Source organism: Pseudomonas sp. B40(2017) (genome assembly GCF_002112855.1).
GTDB classification, from domain to species: Bacteria; Pseudomonadota; Gammaproteobacteria; order Pseudomonadales; family Pseudomonadaceae; genus Aquipseudomonas; species Aquipseudomonas pharyngis.
Map to the genome: position 1 here is coordinate 320,783 of NZ_NEIT01000004.1, position 16,098 is coordinate 336,880.

Consider the following 16,098-nt stretch of genomic DNA (forward strand, 5'->3'; position numbering starts at 1 on the left):
TGCAAGACCGCCCGGCGTCTGTCGTCATCGACAGGCGCCGGGACCATTTTCCTGTGCCGGGCCTGCCCGGCATTTTTTTCCCGAGTCGGCGCTTTCGCCGACCTGAAGTAGAGAAAGGAGTGACACCATGCTGGTGATGCGCCCCGCGCAAATGGCTGATCTGGGCGAGGTACAGCGTCTGGCTGCGGACAGCCCGATTGGTGTCACTTCCTTGCCGGATGACGTTGAACGCCTGAGCGACAAGATCGCCGCGAGCGAAGCCTCGTTTGCCGCCGAGGTGAGCTTCAACGGCGAGGAGAGTTATTTCTTCGTCCTCGAAGACACTGCCACCGGCAAACTGGTGGGCTGCTCGGCAATCGTTGCTTCGGCCGGTTACTCCGAGCCGTTCTACAGCTTTCGCAACGAGACCTTCGTGCATGCTTCCCGCGAGCTGAAGATCCACAACAAGATCCACGTGCTCTCGCAATGCCACGACCTGACCGGTAACAGCTTGCTGACCAGTTTCTACGTGCAGCGCGAGCTGGTGGGTTCGCCTTGGGCCGAGCTCAACTCCCGTGGCCGTCTGCTGTTCGTCGCCAGCCACCCTGAGCGGTTCGCCGATTCGGTGGTGACCGAGATCGTCGGTTACAGCGACGAGAACGGCGACTCGCCATTCTGGGATGCCATTGGTCGCAACTTCTTCGACCTGAACTACGCCGAGGCCGAGCGCCTGTGTGGCCTGAAAAGCCGTACGTTCCTCGCCGAGCTGATGCCGCATTACCCGATCTACGTGCCGCTGCTGCCGGACTCCGCTCAGGAAGCGATGGGCCAGGTACACCCGCGTGCGCAGATCACCTTCGACATCCTGATGCGCGAAGGCTTCGAGACCGATCACTACATCGACATCTTTGACGGTGGCCCGACCCTGCATGCGCGTGTTTCGGGGATCCGTTCGATCGCCCAGAGCCGTGTGGTGCCGGTGAAGCTCGGCGAGCCGGTCAAAGGTGCCGGTCGCCAGTATCTGGTGGCCAATGCCCAGTTGCAGGATTACCGCGCGGTGTTGCTTGAGCTGGATTACGCGCCGGGCAAACCGGTGACCCTGGATCTGGAAGCGGCCGAAGCCCTGGGCGTCGGTGAAGGTGCCAGCGTGCGCCTGGTGGCGGTTTAACGCCTTAGCGAGTTTCACGGGTGGCCACGGCGGCCCGTTTGAGGAGATAGCATGATTGTTCGTCCCGTACGCAGCAGCGATTTGTCCGCTCTGATCGACCTGGCCCGCAGCACCGGCACCGGCCTGACTACCTTGCCGGCCAACGAAGAGCGCCTGACCCACCGGGTCGGCTGGGCCGAGAAGACCTTTCGCGGTGAAGCCGGCCGTGGTGACGCGGACTACCTGTTCGTGCTCGAAGACGACAACGGTCGCGTGGTGGGGATTTCCGCCATCGCCGGCGCCGTCGGTCTGCGCGAGCCTTGGTACAACTTCCGCGTCGGCCTGACCGTCAGCGCCTCGCAGGAGCTGAACATCTATCGCGAGATCCCGACGCTGTTCCTGGCCAACGACCTGACCGGCAACTCCGAGCTGTGCTCGCTGTTCCTGCACGCCGATTACCGCACCGGCCTCAACGGCCGCATGTTGTCCAAGGCGCGGATGCTGTTCATCGCCGAATTCCCGCAACTGTTCGGCAACAAGATAATCGCCGAGATGCGCGGCGTGTCGGATGACGCCGGTCGTTCGCCGTTCTGGGAAAGCCTGGGCCGGCACTTCTTCAAGATGGAGTTCAGCCAGGCCGATTACCTGACCGGTGTCGGCAACAAGGCGTTCATCGCCGAACTGATGCCGAAATTCCCGCTGTACACCTGCTTCCTGTCGCCGGACGCGCGTAACGTCATTGGTCAGGTGCACCCGGACACCGAGCCGGCGCTGGCAATGCTCAAGAGCGAAGGCTTCAGCTATCAGGGTTACGTCGACATCTTCGACGCCGGCCCGGCCATCGAGTGCGAGACCAGCAAGATCCGTGCGGTGCGTGACAGCGAAGCGCTGGTGCTGGCCATCGGCACGCCGGGCGACGACGCCACGCCGTTCATCATCCATAACCGCAAACGCGAAGATTGCCGCATCACGGCTGCGCCGGCCCGTCTGGCCGCCGGCACCCTGGTGGTCGATCCGCTGACCGCCAAACGTCTTCAACTCAACGCTGGCGATCAGGTGCGCGCCGTGGCGTTGTCTGCTGCCCGGGAGTCGAAATAATGAATTCGCTATACATCGCAGGTGAGTGGCTGGCCGGTCAGGGCGAGGCCTTTCAATCGTTGAACCCGGTGACCCAGCAAGTGCTGTGGTCGGGGGAGGGCGCCACCGCCGCTCAGGTCGAGTCGGCCGTGCAGGCTGCGCGTCAGGCATTCCCAAGTTGGGCCCGTCGTACCCTGGAAGATCGCATCAGCGTGCTCGAAGCGTTTGCCGCTGCACTGAAAAATCACGCCGACGAACTGGCCCGCACCATCGGTGAGGAAACCGGCAAACCGCTGTGGGAAGCCGCGACCGAAGTCACCAGCATGGTCAACAAGATCGCGATCTCGGTGCAGAGCTACCGCGAACGTACCGGCGAGAAGAGCGGCCCGTTGGGCGACGCCACCGCCGTGTTGCGCCACAAGCCCCACGGCGTGGTCGCGGTGTTCGGCCCTTACAACTTCCCTGGTCATTTGCCGAACGGCCACATCGTGCCGGCGCTGCTGGCCGGTAACAGCGTGTTGTTCAAGCCAAGCGAGCTGACCCCGAAAGTCGCCGAGCTGACGGTCAAGTGCTGGATCGAAGCCGGTCTGCCGGCCGGTGTCCTGAACCTGCTGCAAGGCGCCCGCGAAACCGGTATCGCACTGGCGGCGAACCCGGGCATCGACGGTCTGTTCTTCACCGGTTCCAGCCGTACCGGCAATCACCTGCATCAGCAATTCGCCGGTCGTCCGGACAAGATTCTTGCGCTGGAAATGGGCGGCAACAACCCGTTGGTGGTCGATCAGGTCGCTGATCTTGATGCGGCGGTTTACACGATCATTCAGTCGGCGTTCATTTCCGCCGGTCAGCGTTGCACCTGCGCCCGTCGTCTGCTGGTGCCGCAAGGCGCGTGGGGCGACAGCCTGCTCAAGCGTCTGGTGGAAGTCAGCTCGACCATTGAGGTCGGCGCGTTCGACCAGCAGCCGGCGCCATTCATGGGCTCGGTGGTTTCCCTTGGCGCGGCGAAAGCGTTGATGGATGCCCAGGCGCATCTGCTGGCCAATGGCGCAGTGTCGCTGCTGGCGATGACTCAACCGCAGGCGCAGTCGGCACTGCTGACTCCGGGCATCGTTGATGTGACGGCGGTTGCCGATCGTTCCGACGAAGAACTGTTCGGTCCGCTGCTGCAAGTAATTCGCTACAGCGATTTCGAAGCCGCGATTGCCGAAGCCAACGACACCGCATTTGGTCTGGCCGCTGGCCTGCTGTCGGATTCCGAAGAGCGCTATCAGCAGTTCTGGCTGGAAAGCCGCGCCGGGATCGTCAACTGGAACAAGCAACTGACGGGGGCTGCGAGCAGCGCACCGTTCGGCGGTGTCGGCGCTTCGGGCAACCATCGCGCCAGCGCCTACTACGCGGCGGATTACTGCGCGTACCCGGTGGCCTCGCTGGAAACCCCGAGCCTGGTGTTGCCGGCGGCCCTGACGCCTGGCGTGAAGATGGCGTGATGCTAATCGCTGGCAAGCCAGCTCCCACAAGGGCGATGAGATCCCTGTGGGAACTGGCTTGCCAGCGATGGCCGCGCCGCGGTCTCAAAGAATAGTTACTGAAGCCTATAACAACAGATTCTCGTGGAGCCTCGCTGATGAAATCCTATGAAGTCAATTTTGACGGTCTAGTGGGGCCGACCCATAACTACGGTGGTCTGTCCTACGGCAACGTTGCGTCCCAGAGCAACAGCCAGCAATCCTCGAACCCCAAGGAAGCGGCGCTGCAAGGCCTGGCGAAAATGAAAGCGCTGATGGAAATGGGCTTTCAGCAAGGCGTGCTCGCACCGCAGGAACGTCCGGATGTGGCTGCCTTGCGCCGTCTGGGTTTCAGCGGCACCGACGCTCAAGTGATCGAGCGCGCCGCCAAAGAAGCGATGCCGCTGCTGGTCGCCAGTTGCTCGGCGTCGAGCATGTGGGTAGCCAACGCCGCCACGGTCAGCCCGAGTGCCGACACTGCTGACGGTCGCGTGCATTTCACCGCCGCCAACCTGAACTGCAAATACCACCGCAGCATCGAACACCCGACCACCAGTCGCGTGCTGGGCGCAATGTTCGCCAACCAGCAACACTTCGCTCACCACGCCGCATTGCCGGCGGTGGCGCAGTTCGGCGACGAAGGCGCAGCGAACCACACCCGTTTCTGCCGTGAGTACGGCGAGGCTGGTGTCGAGTTCTTCGTGTTCGGTCGCAGTGCGTTCGACACTCGCTACCCGGCACCGCAGAAATACCCGGCGCGCCAGACCCTCGAAGCGTCGCAGGCGGTTGCCCGTCTGCACGGCCTGCGTGATGACGGCGTGGTCTACGCGCAGCAGAATCCGGCCGTTATCGACCAGGGCGTGTTCCACAACGACGTGATCGCGGTGGGCAACGGCGAGGTGCTGTTCTATCACGAGGACGCGTTCCTCGACACCGATCAGATGCTGGCCGAACTGCAAGCCAAACTGGCCAAGGTCGGCGGCAAGTTCCAGTCGGTCTGTGTGCCGCGTTCGGCGGTCACCGTGGACGACGCCGTGCGTTCCTACCTGTTCAACAGCCAGCTGCTGTCGCGCCCTGATGGTTCGATGCTGCTGATCGTGCCGGAAGAATGCCGTGGCAACGAGCGCGTGTGGAATTACCTGCAAGGCCTGACCAGCTCCGGCGGCCTGATCCGTGAAGTGAAAGTCTTCGACCTCAAGCAAAGCATGCAGAACGGCGGTGGCCCGGCGTGCCTGCGACTGCGCGTCGCGCTCAACGAAACCGAGCTGGCGGCCGTCAACCCAGGGGTTATCATGACCGCCCCGTTGTACGGTTCGTTGACCGCATGGGTTGAAAAGCACTACCGCGACCGCCTGACCGAAAGCGATCTGGCGGATCCGCAGTTGCTGCTTGAATGCCGGACGGCACTGGATGAACTGACGCAAATCCTTAAACTGGGCGCGGTTTATCCATTCCAGATCAATTGATGGCCGGCGCGCCGCCTGAACGCGGCGCGCGGCTTTTCTCCCCCAACAGAGCGTAAAAAAGACATGAGCGATTCCCTGCGGCTGATCCTTGAAGACACCGACGGCAAGCAACTGGAAACTTCCTGCACCCGCGTCGCGGTCATGTGGCAAGGCAAAGAGCTGTGGATCCAGCAGGACGGCCGTGGCCAACTGCTGATCGGCGTGGACGTCGAAGAGGGCGACGAAGAGTACGCCAACCTGCTGTTGCGCCCATTGGCGACTAATCTGGTAAGTCTGCAACTGGAGATGGAACCGGCTGACCTCGGCGACGACGACGGCCACGTGCACGGCCCGGATTGCAACCACGACCACTAAGGAAACCGCTCTATGCTCGCCCTCGGCAAACTGCTTGAACTGACCCTCGCCGGCCGCGAACCGGCGGAGAAGACTCAACTGACTGTCGAAGGCGTGCGCATGCGCTGGTTGAGCGAGGGGGCGCTGGAAGTCCGGCCACCCGAAGCGCGCGATAACGGCTTGGACCTGCTGCTGTCGGCAGGCATCCACGGTAATGAAACGGCACCGATCGAATTGCTCGACCGGCTGCTGCATGACATCGCTCGCGGCGACCTGAAGCCGCGTGCACGTATTCTGTTTCTGTTCGGCAACCCGGAAGCGATTCGCAAGGGCGAGCGCTTCGTCGAGCAGGACGTCAATCGGCTGTTCAATGGCCGTCACGAACAAAGCAGCGGTTCCGAAGCCCTGCGTGCCTGCGAACTGGAACGGCTGGCGGCGAGTTTCTTCAGCCTTCCTGACCGTCAGCGCCTGCACTACGACCTGCACACGGCGATTCGCGGTTCGAAGATCGAGCAGTTCGCGTTGTATCCGTGGAAGGAAGGTCGCCAGCATTCCCGTCTTGAACTGGCCCGTCTGCGCGCCGCCGGCATGGAAGCGGTGCTGTTGCAGAACAAGCCGTCGATCGTGTTCAGCTCCTACACCTACGACAAGCTGGGGGCCGAGTCCTTCACGCTGGAACTGGGCAAGGCGCGGCCATTCGGGCAGAACGCCGGGGTCAATGTGTCGCTGCTGGAAACCCGTCTGAAGCAGATCATCGAAGGCACCGAGCCGGAGATGGCCGAGCAGGGCCTGGACGGTCTGCAACTGTTCAGCGTGGCCCGGGAAATCATCAAGCACAGCGATGCGTTCCGCCTGAACTTGCCAGCGGACATCGAAAACTTTTCGGAACTGGATGTGGGTTATGTGCTGGCCGAAGACCTGGCCAATACCCGCTGGATCATCGAAGAGCAGGGCGCGCGGATCATTTTCCCCAATCCCAAGGTCAAGAACGGCCTGCGAGCGGGCATTCTGATTGTGCCGACCACTGACGAAAATCTTGCCTGAAACTGAATCTCCCCCGCGCAGCGCGCGGGGGAGATCGTTATTTCATCAGACCGCTACAGCACGCGGCTCGGTGCGGCGCAACGCACGCACTTTCTGCAACGTATCGGCGCAGGTCTTCGCCGCTTCCTGACCCTTGTGCACGAAATGCTCAAAGAAGAACTTCTGGTGCTCTTCGCCGGCATGGAAGTGGTGCGGGGTCAGCGACACCGAGAACACCGGCACTTCGGTTTCCAGCTGCACCTGCATCAGGCCGCTGACCACCGACTGGGCGACGAACTCGTGACGGTAGATCCCGCCGTCCACCACCAGCGCCGCCGCGACGATACCGGCATAACGACCGGTCTTGGCCAGCAGCTTGGCGTGCAGAGGCATTTCAAAGGCGCCGCCGACTTCGAAGAAATCGATGTCCGATTCCTGATAACCCTGAGCGATCATTTCGGCGAGGAAACCTTTACGGCTCTGGTCGACGATTTCCTTGTGCCAGCAGGCCTGGATGAACGCGACGCGCTCGCCGTGGGTGTGTTTGCTTTTGCTGTCGATAGCGGTGGGTTGCATGTTCTGACTCCTGTTTGTGTGAAAAACAGGGCGTTATGAATCGAAAGGGATTCAAGGGTACGCACGCTCGCGCATACACGGCGGACGGCCCTTTGGCGTCAATCCCGTTCTCTCTTCATCCGGACTGTGACCGTCGGCCCCGGAATCACACCGGGTCTGCTGACCTTGCCGCCGCTCACGGCTTTTGCCGTGCTCGTCACCAAGCGCTCGCGGGCTATGCGCATTGCGCGCAATTACCGCCGGTGGGGAATTACACCCCGCCCTGAGAACGTTTCGCAGCCCTTTATCGGGCGGCGCAGCGTTTTTAACACAGATTGCCAGGCCGTGCATTGCGCCTTTGTGATGATTGCCATCGGATTATTCGAAGCGTGAAAACGACTTTTCCTTGCGCAAGGGTTGATTAATCCGCGCCATGCCCGCAGTAATTCTTCTTCGAAAAGGGATTTTCCCTGCTGACTTGAGGCCAGGTTCATGAGCGTTATCGATCTTCGCAGCGACACCGTCACTCAACCGACCCCCGCCATGCTCGACGCGATGACCCGCGCCGACACCGGCGATGACGTGTATGGCGAAGATCCGACGGTCAATCGTCTGGAAGCCGAATTGGCAAAACGGCTGGGTTTTGATGCGGCGCTGTTCGTCCCGACCGGCACCATGAGCAATTTGCTGGGCTTGATGGCGCACTGCGAGCGCGGTGACGAGTACATCGTCGGCCAGCAGGCGCACACCTATAAGTACGAGGGTGGCGGCGCAGCGGTGCTCGGCTCGATCCAGCCACAGCCCCTGGAAGTGCAGGCCGATGGTTCGCTGGACCTGGATCAGGTGGCAGCGGCGATCAAGCCTGATGATTTCCACTTCGCCCGCACCCGCCTGCTGGCGCTGGAAAACACCATGCAGGGCAAAGTGCTGCCGCTGGACTATCTGGCCCGGGCCCGCCAGTTCACTCAGAACAATGGCCTTCAGCTGCATCTGGACGGCGCGCGGCTGTATAACGCGGCGGTCAAGCTCGGAGTCGATGCACGGGAAATCACCCAGTATTTCGATTCGGTCTCGGTGTGCCTGTCCAAAGGCCTCGGCGCGCCGGTCGGTTCGGTGCTGTGCGGTTCGTCGGCGTTGATTGCAAAGGCCCGGCGCCTGCGCAAAATGGTCGGTGGCGGCATGCGTCAGGCCGGACTGTTGGCGGCGGCGGGGCTGTATGCGCTGGATCACAACGTGGAGCGTCTGGCCGATGACCATGCCAACGCACAGTTGCTGGCTGAAGGCTTGCGCGAGGCCGGTTTCAGTGTCGAGCCGGTGCAGACCAACATGGTTTACGTGCAGATGGGCGACCGTGCCGAGGCGATCAAGGCATTTGCCGCCGAGCGCGGGATCAAGTTGAGCGCTGCCGCCCGGCTGCGGATGGTCACGCACATGGACGTCAATCGCTCGCAAATCGAGCAAGTGATCGCGACATTCGTCGAGTTTTCGCGCAAGTGACAGGGTTAGCGGCCCAATTGACCGTTTCTATCGTATAAACACGCTGTACCCCGCGCGCAGGGCCGATATAATGCGGCCCTTTGCCGTCGTTTCGTCTGTTGACGTTTCGTACAGGCCTTTGGCCGCAGCCTCCGTGGAAGAACCTAATGAAAAGCGCAGAAATCCGTGAAGCCTTCCTTCGCTTCTTCGAAGAGCAAGGCCACACCCGTGTAGCCTCCAGCTCTTTGATTCCGGGCAACGACCCCACCCTGCTGTTCACCAACGCGGGGATGAACCAGTTCAAGGACTGCTTCCTGGGCCAGGAAAAGCGCGCGTACACCCGCGCCGTCTCCAGCCAGAAATGCGTGCGCGCCGGCGGCAAGCACAACGACCTGGAAAACGTCGGTTACACCGCCCGTCACCACACCTTCTTCGAAATGCTGGGTAACTTCAGCTTCGGCGACTACTTCAAGCGTGATGCCATCACCTACGCCTGGAACTTCCTGACCTCCGAGAAGTGGCTGAACCTGCCGAAGGAAAAGCTGTGGGTCACCGTCTACGCCAGCGATGACGAGGCCTACGACATCTGGACCAAGGAAGTCGGTGTGCCGGCCGAGCGCATGGTGCGCATCGGCGACAACAAAGGCGCGCCTTACGCGTCCGACAACTTCTGGACCATGGGCGATACCGGCCCGTGCGGTCCTTGCACCGAGATTTTCTACGATCACGGCGCCGACATCTGGGGTGGCCCACCGGGCTCGCCGGAAGAAGACGGCGACCGTTACATCGAAATCTGGAACAACGTGTTCATGCAGTTCAACCGCACCGCCGATGGCGTGTTGCACCCGCTGCCAGCGCCGTCGGTGGACACCGGCATGGGTCTTGAGCGGATCAGTGCCGTGCTGCAGCACGTTCACTCGAACTATGAAATCGACCTGTTCCAGAGCCTGCTGGCCGCATCGGCCAGGGCTATCGGCTGCAGCAACGACAATCAGGCGTCGCTGAAAGTCGTGGCGGACCACATCCGTTCCTGCGGCTTCCTGATTGCCGACGGCGTGCTGCCGTCCAACGAAGGTCGCGGTTACGTGCTGCGCCGGATCATCCGTCGCGCCTGCCGTCACGGCAACAAGCTGGGCGCCAAGGGCAGCTTCTTCTACCAGATCGTTGCCGCACTCGTGGCCGAGATGGGCGAAGCGTTCCCGGAGCTGAAATCTCAGCAGGCGCATATCGAGCGCGTACTGAAGGCCGAAGAAGAGCAGTTCGCCAAGACCCTGGAGCAGGGCCTGAAAATCCTCGAGCAGGATCTGGCCGAGCTCAAAGGCGACGTGGTGCCGGGCGACGTGGTGTTCAAGCTCTACGACACCTACGGTTTCCCGATGGACCTGACTGCGGACATCGCCCGCGAGCGCAGCCTGACCATCGACGAAGCCGGTTTCGAGCGTGAAATGGAAGCCCAGCGCGTCCGTGCACGTTCTGCCAGCTCGTTCGGTCTGGACTACAACAGCCTGGTCAAGGTTGACGTCGACACCGAGTTCACCGGTTATCACGCCACCAGCGGTTCGGCGAAAGTCGTTGCTCTCTATAAAGATGGCCAGTCAGTGGACGTCTTGAGTGAAGGGCAGGAAGGCGTTGTGGTTCTGAACCAGACCCCTTTCTACGCCGAATCCGGCGGCCAGGTCGGCGATTGCGGTTACCTGCAGGCCGGCAACAGCCGTTTCGACGTGCGCGACACCACCAAGACCGGCGGCGCGTTCCTGCACCACGGTGTACTGGCGTCGGGCAGCCTGATCGTTGGCGCACCGGTGGAAACCCACGTCGAAGCCGACGTGCGTCACGCCACTTCGCTGAACCACTCGGCCACTCACTTGCTGCACGCTGCGCTGCGCAAAGTGCTGGGCGACCACGTTCAACAGAAGGGCTCGCTGGTCGACAGTCAGCGCCTGCGTTTCGACTTCAGTCACTTCGAAGCGATCAAGCCTGAGCAGATCAAGGCGCTGGAAGACATCGTCAACGCCGAGATCCGCAAGAATTCCGCCGTTGAAACCGAAGAAACCGACATCGAAACCGCCAAGCAGAAAGGCGCGATGGCGCTGTTCGGCGAGAAGTATGGCGACAACGTGCGCGTGCTGAGCATGGGCGGTGATTTCTCCGTCGAACTGTGCGGCGGTATCCACGCCAACCGTACCGGCGACATCGGCCTGCTGAAAATCATCAGCGAAGGCGGTGTGGCATCGGGCGTGCGTCGTATCGAAGCGGTCACTGGCGCTGCGGCGCTGGCTTACTTGAACGCTGCTGAAGAACAACTCAAGGAAGCGGCCAGCCTGGTCAAGGGCAGCCGCGACAACCTGATCGACAAGCTGTCGGCGGTGCTGGAGCGCAACCGTGCGCTTGAAAAGCAGCTCGAGCAGTTGCAGGCCAAGGCCGCTGCCGCTGCCGGCGACGATCTGTCGGCTTCGGCTGTGGACGTCAAGGGCGTGAAAGTGCTGGCCGTGCGTCTGGATGGTCAGGACGGCAAGGCGCTGCTGGCGCTGGTCGATCAGCTGAAAAACAAACTCGGCCGCGCAGTGATCCTGCTCGGCAGTGTCCATGAGGAAAAGGTCGTACTGGTCGCAGGCGTGACCAAGGACCTGACTGGCCAACTCAAAGCCGGTGATTTGATGAAACAGGCTGCTGCGGCAGTGGGCGGGAAGGGCGGTGGTCGTCCGGACATGGCGCAGGGCGGCGGTGTCGACGCCGGCGCACTGGATGGCGCACTGGCGCTGACCGTTCCATTCGTCGAGCAGGGTTTATAAGACGGCCCGTCGGGCCCGCAGTCTAGTGGCGGGCCCGACGGCTGTTCGAGTGATTATTGGGCGCCCTTCATGGGCAGAGGCGGCTTTGAAATGGCTTTGATCGTACAGAAATTTGGAGGCACCTCGGTCGGCACTGTCGAGAGAATCGAGCAGGTCGCCGACAAGGTTAAGAAATTCCGCGATGCCGGCGATGACCTGGTGGTTGTGCTGTCTGCAATGAGCGGCGAGACCAACCGTCTGATCGATCTGGCCAAGCAAATCAGTGGCGAAGATCAACCGGTTCCGCGCGAACTGGATGTGATCGTTTCCACAGGTGAGCAGGTGACGATCGCCCTGTTGGCCATGGCGCTGATCAAGCGCGGTGTGCCGGCGGTGTCGTACACCGGCAACCAGGTGCGGATCCTGACGGACAGTGCGCACAATAAAGCGCGTATCTTGCAGATCGATGACCAGAAGATTCGCGGTGACCTGAAAGCAGGTCGCGTGGTGGTGGTCGCCGGTTTCCAGGGCGTCGACGAGCACGGCAACATCACGACCCTGGGTCGTGGCGGTTCCGACACCACCGGCGTGGCGCTGGCCGCTGCGCTGAAGGCTGATGAGTGCCAGATCTACACCGACGTCGATGGTGTCTATACCACTGACCCGCGCGTGGTATCGGTTGCTCAGCGTCTGGACAAGATCACCTTCGAAGAGATGCTGGAAATGGCCAGCCTCGGTTCCAAGGTGTTGCAGATCCGCGCGGTGGAGTTCGCCGGCAAGTACAACGTTCCGCTGCGCGTACTGCACAGCTTCAAGGAGGGTCCGGGCACCCTCATTACTATTGATGAAGAGGAAACCATGGAACAGCCGATCATTTCCGGCATCGCTTTCAATCGCGATGAAGCCAAGCTGACCATCCGTGGCGTGCCAGACACCCCGGGCGTGGCGTTCAAGATTCTCGGCCCGATCAGTGCCGCGAACATCGAAGTCGACATGATCGTGCAGAACGTCGCGCACGATAACACTACCGACTTCACCTTCACCGTGCACCGCAACGACTACCAGTCCGCGCAAACCGTGCTGGAAAACACCGCTCGCGAGATCGGTGCCCGTGAAGTGGTTGGCGACACCAAGATTGCCAAGGTCTCGATCGTCGGCGTCGGCATGCGTTCCCACGCAGGCGTGGCCAGCCGCATGTTTGAATCCCTGGCAAAGGAAAGCATCAACATCCAGATGATCTCGACCTCGGAAATCAAGGTTTCCGTGGTGATCGAAGAGAAGTACCTGGAACTGGCCGTGCGCGCCCTGCACACGGCTTTCGAGCTCGACGCTCCGGCCCGTCAGGGCGAGTGATGCGTTGTCTGAAGGGCGCGGTCTGACCGCGCCCTTTATTTTTTGAATGGCGCGAGCCCCCGAACTGTTCTTTTGCTCGCGCTGGTCAATACTCAGGCATGTAGGGCTACGATCGCTCCGGTTGTAGGTCGGGTGCCTTTTTTTTGCAGACTGTTGTCCCTGAAATGATTCGCGTGAGGAGAAAGGTATGCTGATTCTGACTCGTCGGTGCGCAGAAAGCCTGATTATCGGTGATGGCGAAATCACCGTGACCGTGCTCGGCGTTAAAGGAAATCAAGTGCGTATCGGCGTCAACGCCCCGAAAGAGGTGGCCGTGCACCGTGAAGAAATCTATCTGCGTATAAAGAAAGAGAAGGACGAAGAACCAAGCCATTAATTTTTATCGATTTTTATGTTTGCAAACGGGGAAGAAGGTGGTTAATATACGCCCCGTGTTGCGGAGAGCTGGCCGAGTGGCCGAAGGCGCTCCCCTGCTAAGGGAGTACACCTCAAAAGGGTGTCGGGGGTTCGAATCCCCCGTTCTCCGCCATTATTTGCTTAGTACGTTGTAATCTGGCTTTTTCTGTAAGTTGTTGAATTTATTAGAAAAAGTGGTTGGAATAGAGATTAGACGGGCTATAATGCGGCGCAACAAATGCACTCGTAGCTCAGCTGGATAGAGTACTCGGCTACGAACCGAGCGGTCACAGGTTCGAATCCTGTCGAGTGCACCATTTAAGAGTCAATTGCAGCGATGTAAATGACTCGGTTTCAACCAGTTGTGATCTGGTCTAAAAACACAAAATGCACTCGTAGCTCAGCTGGATAGAGTACTCGGCTACGAACCGAGCGGTCACAGGTTCGAATCCTGTCGAGTGCACCATTTAAGAGTCAGTTGCAGCGATGCGGATGACTTGGTTACAGCCAGTTGTGGTCTGGTCTAAAAACACAAATTGCACTCGTAGCTCAGCTGGATAGAGTACTCGGCTACGAACCGAGCGGTCACAGGTTCGAATCCTGTCGAGTGCACCATATACCGAAAAGCCCGCGTTTAACGCGGGCTTTTTGCTGTCCTGGATTTGGCTTTTCCTGTCACGCATCCTTTCTCATCAAAATCGATTTGAGCACTGCGCCCTCGCTTGAGGTCGTAACGATAACTCGTTGCCGAATTGCGGATGCTCACCTTGTCGGGTTTGCCCAAAGCGCTTTCAACATCCTGTTGGCTCATGCCGGCGATGATTCGTTGATTGATGATCGCCTCGCGTTTCTGTCGTGCGTCGATCAAGTCTCCGCATTTGTCCTGGGTGCGCCCGACGACGGCCATTTCTCGCTTTCTGATATTCATACCGGATATTTCTTCATGCCGGGCTTCGGGTATCAGTGTCACGGTCGAGCCGGGTGAGTAGGGGTGCACTTCCTGCAATGAAAGGTGCTCATCATTCGCGCAGCTCATTGTGGTGAATGTAACGCTACCATCAGAAGCTTCGCAGCGATGAAGTGTCGTTGCGTTCCCGATGGCGGGCAGGCAGAGCAGGGTGGTCAGCATGAATCGGGATGTTTTCGATGGCATTCGGCGTCCTCCGTGACGATCCTCCTCAAGCGTAGCTGGCAGTTTTTTCAGCGCCGGTGTGTTTTCTTTTCAGGATGAGTCGTCGCACTGTGAAGGATCAGGACAGCGCTCAGCTTTGTCTCGCAAGCGCTTGTTTCAGCCACTATTTTTTAACGTTTAAAACCGTCAGGCGGTGTATCATTGCGCCCGTCAGCCCCGCCGGGGCTTATGGAAAACCTCCATGGACTTACCCAGTAGTTATTCAGTAACCCGTTTCACCAATCATGAATTGACTGATTGATCCTTCCGGCGTGCCCCGCTGCTGGGAGTGGAGTTCGCCTATGTCCGAAATCGAAGTAAAGAAAACACAGGAAAGCCTGCAGGATCGCCTGGCTCAGGTCGTCGAGCTGCTGCAGCGCCAGCGGGTCGTCGAAGACCTGACTCATCGCCAGGAAGGCCCGCATCATGACCGGGTCGAGAACCTGGTCCATCGGCAAAACCTCGTCGAGTTGCAACGCAAGCTCGACGATCTGCACTCCGCCGACGTCGCCTACATTCTTGAAGCCCTGCCGCTGGACGATCGTCTGACGCTCTGGCAACTGGTCAAGGCCGATCGCGACGGCGATATTCTTCTCGAAGTATCCGATTCCGTCCGTGAAACGCTGATCGCCGACATGGACGATCACGAGCTCCTGGCTGCCGCCAAGGACATGGATGCCGACGAGCTTGCTGACCTGGCCTCCGAGCTGCCGCGAGACGTCGTCCATGAGCTGATGGAGACTCTGGACCAGCAGCAACGCGAACGTGTGCGTTCTGCTCTCTCCTACGACGAGGAGCAGGTCGGTGCGCTGATGGACTTCGAGATGGTGACCATCCGTGAGGATGTCAGTCTCGAAGTGGTTCTGCGTTACCTGCGCCGCCTCAAAGAGCTGCCGGGCCATACCGACAAACTGTTCGTGGTCGACTACGACGGCGTGCTCAAGGGCGTGCTGCCAATCAAGCGTTTGCTGGTTAATGACCCGGAGAAGCAGGTTTCCGAAGTCATGGCCAGTGACCCGGTGAGTTTTCACCCGGATGAAGACGCCTACGACGCCGCTCAGGCGTTCGAACGTTACGACTTGATCTCGGCCCCGGTGGTCGACAAGAACGGCAAGCTGATCGGCCGTCTGACCATCGACGAAATGGTCGACCTGATTCGTGAGGAGAGCGAAAGCGAAGTCCTCAACATGGCGGGTCTGCGTGAAGAGGAAGATATTTTCGCTTCGGTCTGGAAATCTCTGCGCAACCGTTGGGCGTGGCTGGCGATCAACCTGATCACGGCATTCGTCGCATCGCGGGTGATCGGTCTGTTCGAAGGTTCGATCGAGAAGCTGGTGGCCCTGGCGGCGCTGATGCCGATCGTGGCGGGCATCGGCGGTAACTCCGGCAACCAGACGATCACCATGATCGTTCGCGCCATGGCCCTCGATCAGGTCAGCACCGGCAATACCTCGCGCCTGATGCGCAAGGAGCTCGCCGTGGCGTTGATCAACGGCCTGGTCTGGGGTGGTGTGATCGGCGTGGTTGCTTACTTGCTCTACGGAAGCTGGTCACTAGGCGTCGTGATGACGGCTGCCATGACATTGAACTTGCTACTCGCAGCGTTGATGGGGGTGTTGATCCCTATGACCCTGGCGAAGATGGGTCGCGATCCGGCGATGGGCGCCAGCGTGATGATCACGGCCATGACCGACAGTGGTGGCTTCTTCATCTTCCTGGGGTTGGCGACGATCTTTTTGCTCTGACCGACTGCATAAAAAAACAGCCCGCCGATTTGCGGGCTTTTTTTCGTCCTTGGAAAGCTCAAATTGCAGGCAAAAAAAAGCCAGCATTCATGCTGGCTTGA

At 60.2% G+C, this 16,098-nt stretch carries 13 protein-coding genes, 4 tRNA genes and 1 riboswitch; of the genes, 15 read left to right on the top strand and 2 right to left on the bottom strand.

Annotated elements, in window-relative coordinates:
- The first annotated feature begins 127 nt into the window (after positions 1 to 127).
- From aruF to astE, 6 genes are all read left to right on the top strand, one after another.
- Complete coding sequence (aruF, locus tag CAF76_RS12180) at positions 128 to 1,147, top strand: arginine/ornithine succinyltransferase subunit alpha (protein ID WP_064598807.1); 1,020 nt, start codon at positions 128 to 130, stop codon at positions 1,145 to 1,147.
- A gap of 51 nt (positions 1,148 to 1,198) precedes the next feature.
- The gene (astA, locus tag CAF76_RS12185; protein WP_064598805.1) at positions 1,199 to 2,224 is read left to right on the top strand and encodes an arginine N-succinyltransferase; all 1,026 of its coding nucleotides are present in this window, start codon (positions 1,199 to 1,201) and stop codon (positions 2,222 to 2,224) included.
- Positions 2,221 to 3,690, top strand: coding sequence for a succinylglutamate-semialdehyde dehydrogenase (gene astD, locus CAF76_RS12190; RefSeq protein ID WP_178076176.1), 1,470 nt, complete (start codon positions 2,221 to 2,223; stop codon positions 3,688 to 3,690). The genes astA and astD overlap by 4 nt, the downstream gene beginning before the upstream one ends.
- Before the next feature lie 137 nt (positions 3,691 to 3,827).
- A complete protein-coding gene (gene astB, locus CAF76_RS12195; RefSeq protein ID WP_064598800.1) occupies positions 3,828 to 5,174 on the top strand; it encodes an N-succinylarginine dihydrolase in 1,347 nt (448 codons plus the stop codon).
- Positions 5,175 to 5,237: 63 nt separating this feature from the next.
- On the top strand, positions 5,238 to 5,528 hold the full coding sequence (locus tag CAF76_RS12200) for a hypothetical protein (RefSeq protein WP_064598799.1): 291 nt from the start codon (positions 5,238 to 5,240) through the stop codon (positions 5,526 to 5,528).
- A 12-nt stretch (positions 5,529 to 5,540) separates the two neighbouring features.
- Positions 5,541 to 6,551, top strand: coding sequence for a succinylglutamate desuccinylase (astE, locus tag CAF76_RS12205; protein ID WP_007951052.1), 1,011 nt, complete (start codon positions 5,541 to 5,543; stop codon positions 6,549 to 6,551).
- A gap of 45 nt (positions 6,552 to 6,596) precedes the next feature.
- Here astE and CAF76_RS12210 read toward each other — a convergent pair whose 3' ends face one another.
- A complete protein-coding gene (locus CAF76_RS12210) occupies positions 6,597 to 7,106 on the bottom strand; it encodes a 6,7-dimethyl-8-ribityllumazine synthase (RefSeq protein ID WP_011335530.1) in 510 nt (169 codons plus the stop codon).
- Positions 7,107 to 7,208: 102 nt separating this feature from the next.
- Positions 7,209 to 7,380, bottom strand: a riboswitch (FMN riboswitch).
- Between the two features lie 197 nt (positions 7,381 to 7,577).
- On the opposite strand from CAF76_RS12210, the gene ltaE reads away from it, so the two are divergent.
- The 8 genes from ltaE to CAF76_RS12250 all read left to right on the top strand — a co-directional run bounded on the left by ltaE (position 7,578) and on the right by CAF76_RS12250 (position 13,696).
- On the top strand, positions 7,578 to 8,582 hold the full coding sequence (ltaE, locus tag CAF76_RS12215; protein WP_085647360.1) for a low-specificity L-threonine aldolase: 1,005 nt from the start codon (positions 7,578 to 7,580) through the stop codon (positions 8,580 to 8,582).
- Positions 8,583 to 8,728: 146 nt separating this feature from the next.
- Positions 8,729 to 11,353, top strand: coding sequence for an alanine--tRNA ligase (gene alaS, locus CAF76_RS12220; RefSeq protein ID WP_085647361.1), 2,625 nt, complete (start codon positions 8,729 to 8,731; stop codon positions 11,351 to 11,353).
- Positions 11,354 to 11,443: 90 nt separating this feature from the next.
- Positions 11,444 to 12,685 (top strand): aspartate kinase, encoded by a 1,242-nt coding sequence (locus tag CAF76_RS12225; protein WP_007951048.1) that lies wholly within the window; start codon positions 11,444 to 11,446, stop codon positions 12,683 to 12,685.
- Positions 12,686 to 12,872: 187 nt separating this feature from the next.
- A complete protein-coding gene (gene csrA / locus CAF76_RS12230) occupies positions 12,873 to 13,061 on the top strand; it encodes a carbon storage regulator CsrA (RefSeq protein WP_002554426.1) in 189 nt (62 codons plus the stop codon).
- Between the two features lie 62 nt (positions 13,062 to 13,123).
- Positions 13,124 to 13,214: transfer RNA gene (locus CAF76_RS12235), tRNA-Ser, on the top strand.
- Between the two features lie 107 nt (positions 13,215 to 13,321).
- Positions 13,322 to 13,398, top strand: a tRNA-Arg gene (locus CAF76_RS12240).
- A gap of 72 nt (positions 13,399 to 13,470) precedes the next feature.
- Positions 13,471 to 13,547, top strand: a tRNA-Arg gene (locus tag CAF76_RS12245).
- A gap of 72 nt (positions 13,548 to 13,619) precedes the next feature.
- Positions 13,620 to 13,696 (top strand) — tRNA-Arg (locus tag CAF76_RS12250).
- A gap of 19 nt (positions 13,697 to 13,715) precedes the next feature.
- Here the strand turns inward: CAF76_RS12250 and CAF76_RS12255 are convergent.
- Complete coding sequence (locus CAF76_RS12255) at positions 13,716 to 14,234, bottom strand: cell envelope protein SmpA (protein ID WP_085647362.1); 519 nt, start codon at positions 14,232 to 14,234, stop codon at positions 13,716 to 13,718.
- 320 nt (positions 14,235 to 14,554) lie between these two features.
- Here CAF76_RS12255 and mgtE point away from each other — a divergent pair, with 320 nt between their 5' ends.
- Positions 14,555 to 15,997, top strand: coding sequence for a magnesium transporter (mgtE, locus tag CAF76_RS12260; RefSeq protein ID WP_007960287.1), 1,443 nt, complete (start codon positions 14,555 to 14,557; stop codon positions 15,995 to 15,997).
- The last annotated feature ends 101 nt before the right edge of the window (positions 15,998 to 16,098 follow it).

Excerpts from the sequence above, each read along its gene's own strand:
- CAF76_RS12225 (WP_007951048.1), top strand. The coding sequence starts at position 11,444 with ATGGCTTTGATCGTACAGAAATTTGGAGGCACCTCGGTCGGCACTGTC.
- ltaE (WP_085647360.1), top strand. The coding sequence starts at position 7,578 with ATGAGCGTTATCGATCTTCGCAGCGACACCGTCACTCAACCGACCCCC.
- CAF76_RS12210 (WP_011335530.1), bottom strand. The coding sequence starts at position 7,106 with ATGCAACCCACCGCTATCGACAGCAAAAGCAAACACACCCACGGCGAG.
- mgtE (WP_007960287.1), top strand. The coding sequence starts at position 14,555 with ATGTCCGAAATCGAAGTAAAGAAAACACAGGAAAGCCTGCAGGATCGC.
- alaS (WP_085647361.1), top strand. The coding sequence starts at position 8,729 with ATGAAAAGCGCAGAAATCCGTGAAGCCTTCCTTCGCTTCTTCGAAGAG.
- astA (WP_064598805.1), top strand. The coding sequence starts at position 1,199 with ATGATTGTTCGTCCCGTACGCAGCAGCGATTTGTCCGCTCTGATCGAC.
- astE (WP_007951052.1), top strand. The coding sequence starts at position 5,541 with ATGCTCGCCCTCGGCAAACTGCTTGAACTGACCCTCGCCGGCCGCGAA.
- CAF76_RS12200 (WP_064598799.1), top strand. The coding sequence starts at position 5,238 with ATGAGCGATTCCCTGCGGCTGATCCTTGAAGACACCGACGGCAAGCAA.
- aruF (WP_064598807.1), top strand. The coding sequence starts at position 128 with ATGCTGGTGATGCGCCCCGCGCAAATGGCTGATCTGGGCGAGGTACAG.
- astB (WP_064598800.1), top strand. The coding sequence starts at position 3,828 with ATGAAATCCTATGAAGTCAATTTTGACGGTCTAGTGGGGCCGACCCAT.
- csrA (WP_002554426.1), top strand. The coding sequence starts at position 12,873 with ATGCTGATTCTGACTCGTCGGTGCGCAGAAAGCCTGATTATCGGTGAT.
- CAF76_RS12255 (WP_085647362.1), bottom strand. The coding sequence starts at position 14,234 with ATGCCATCGAAAACATCCCGATTCATGCTGACCACCCTGCTCTGCCTG.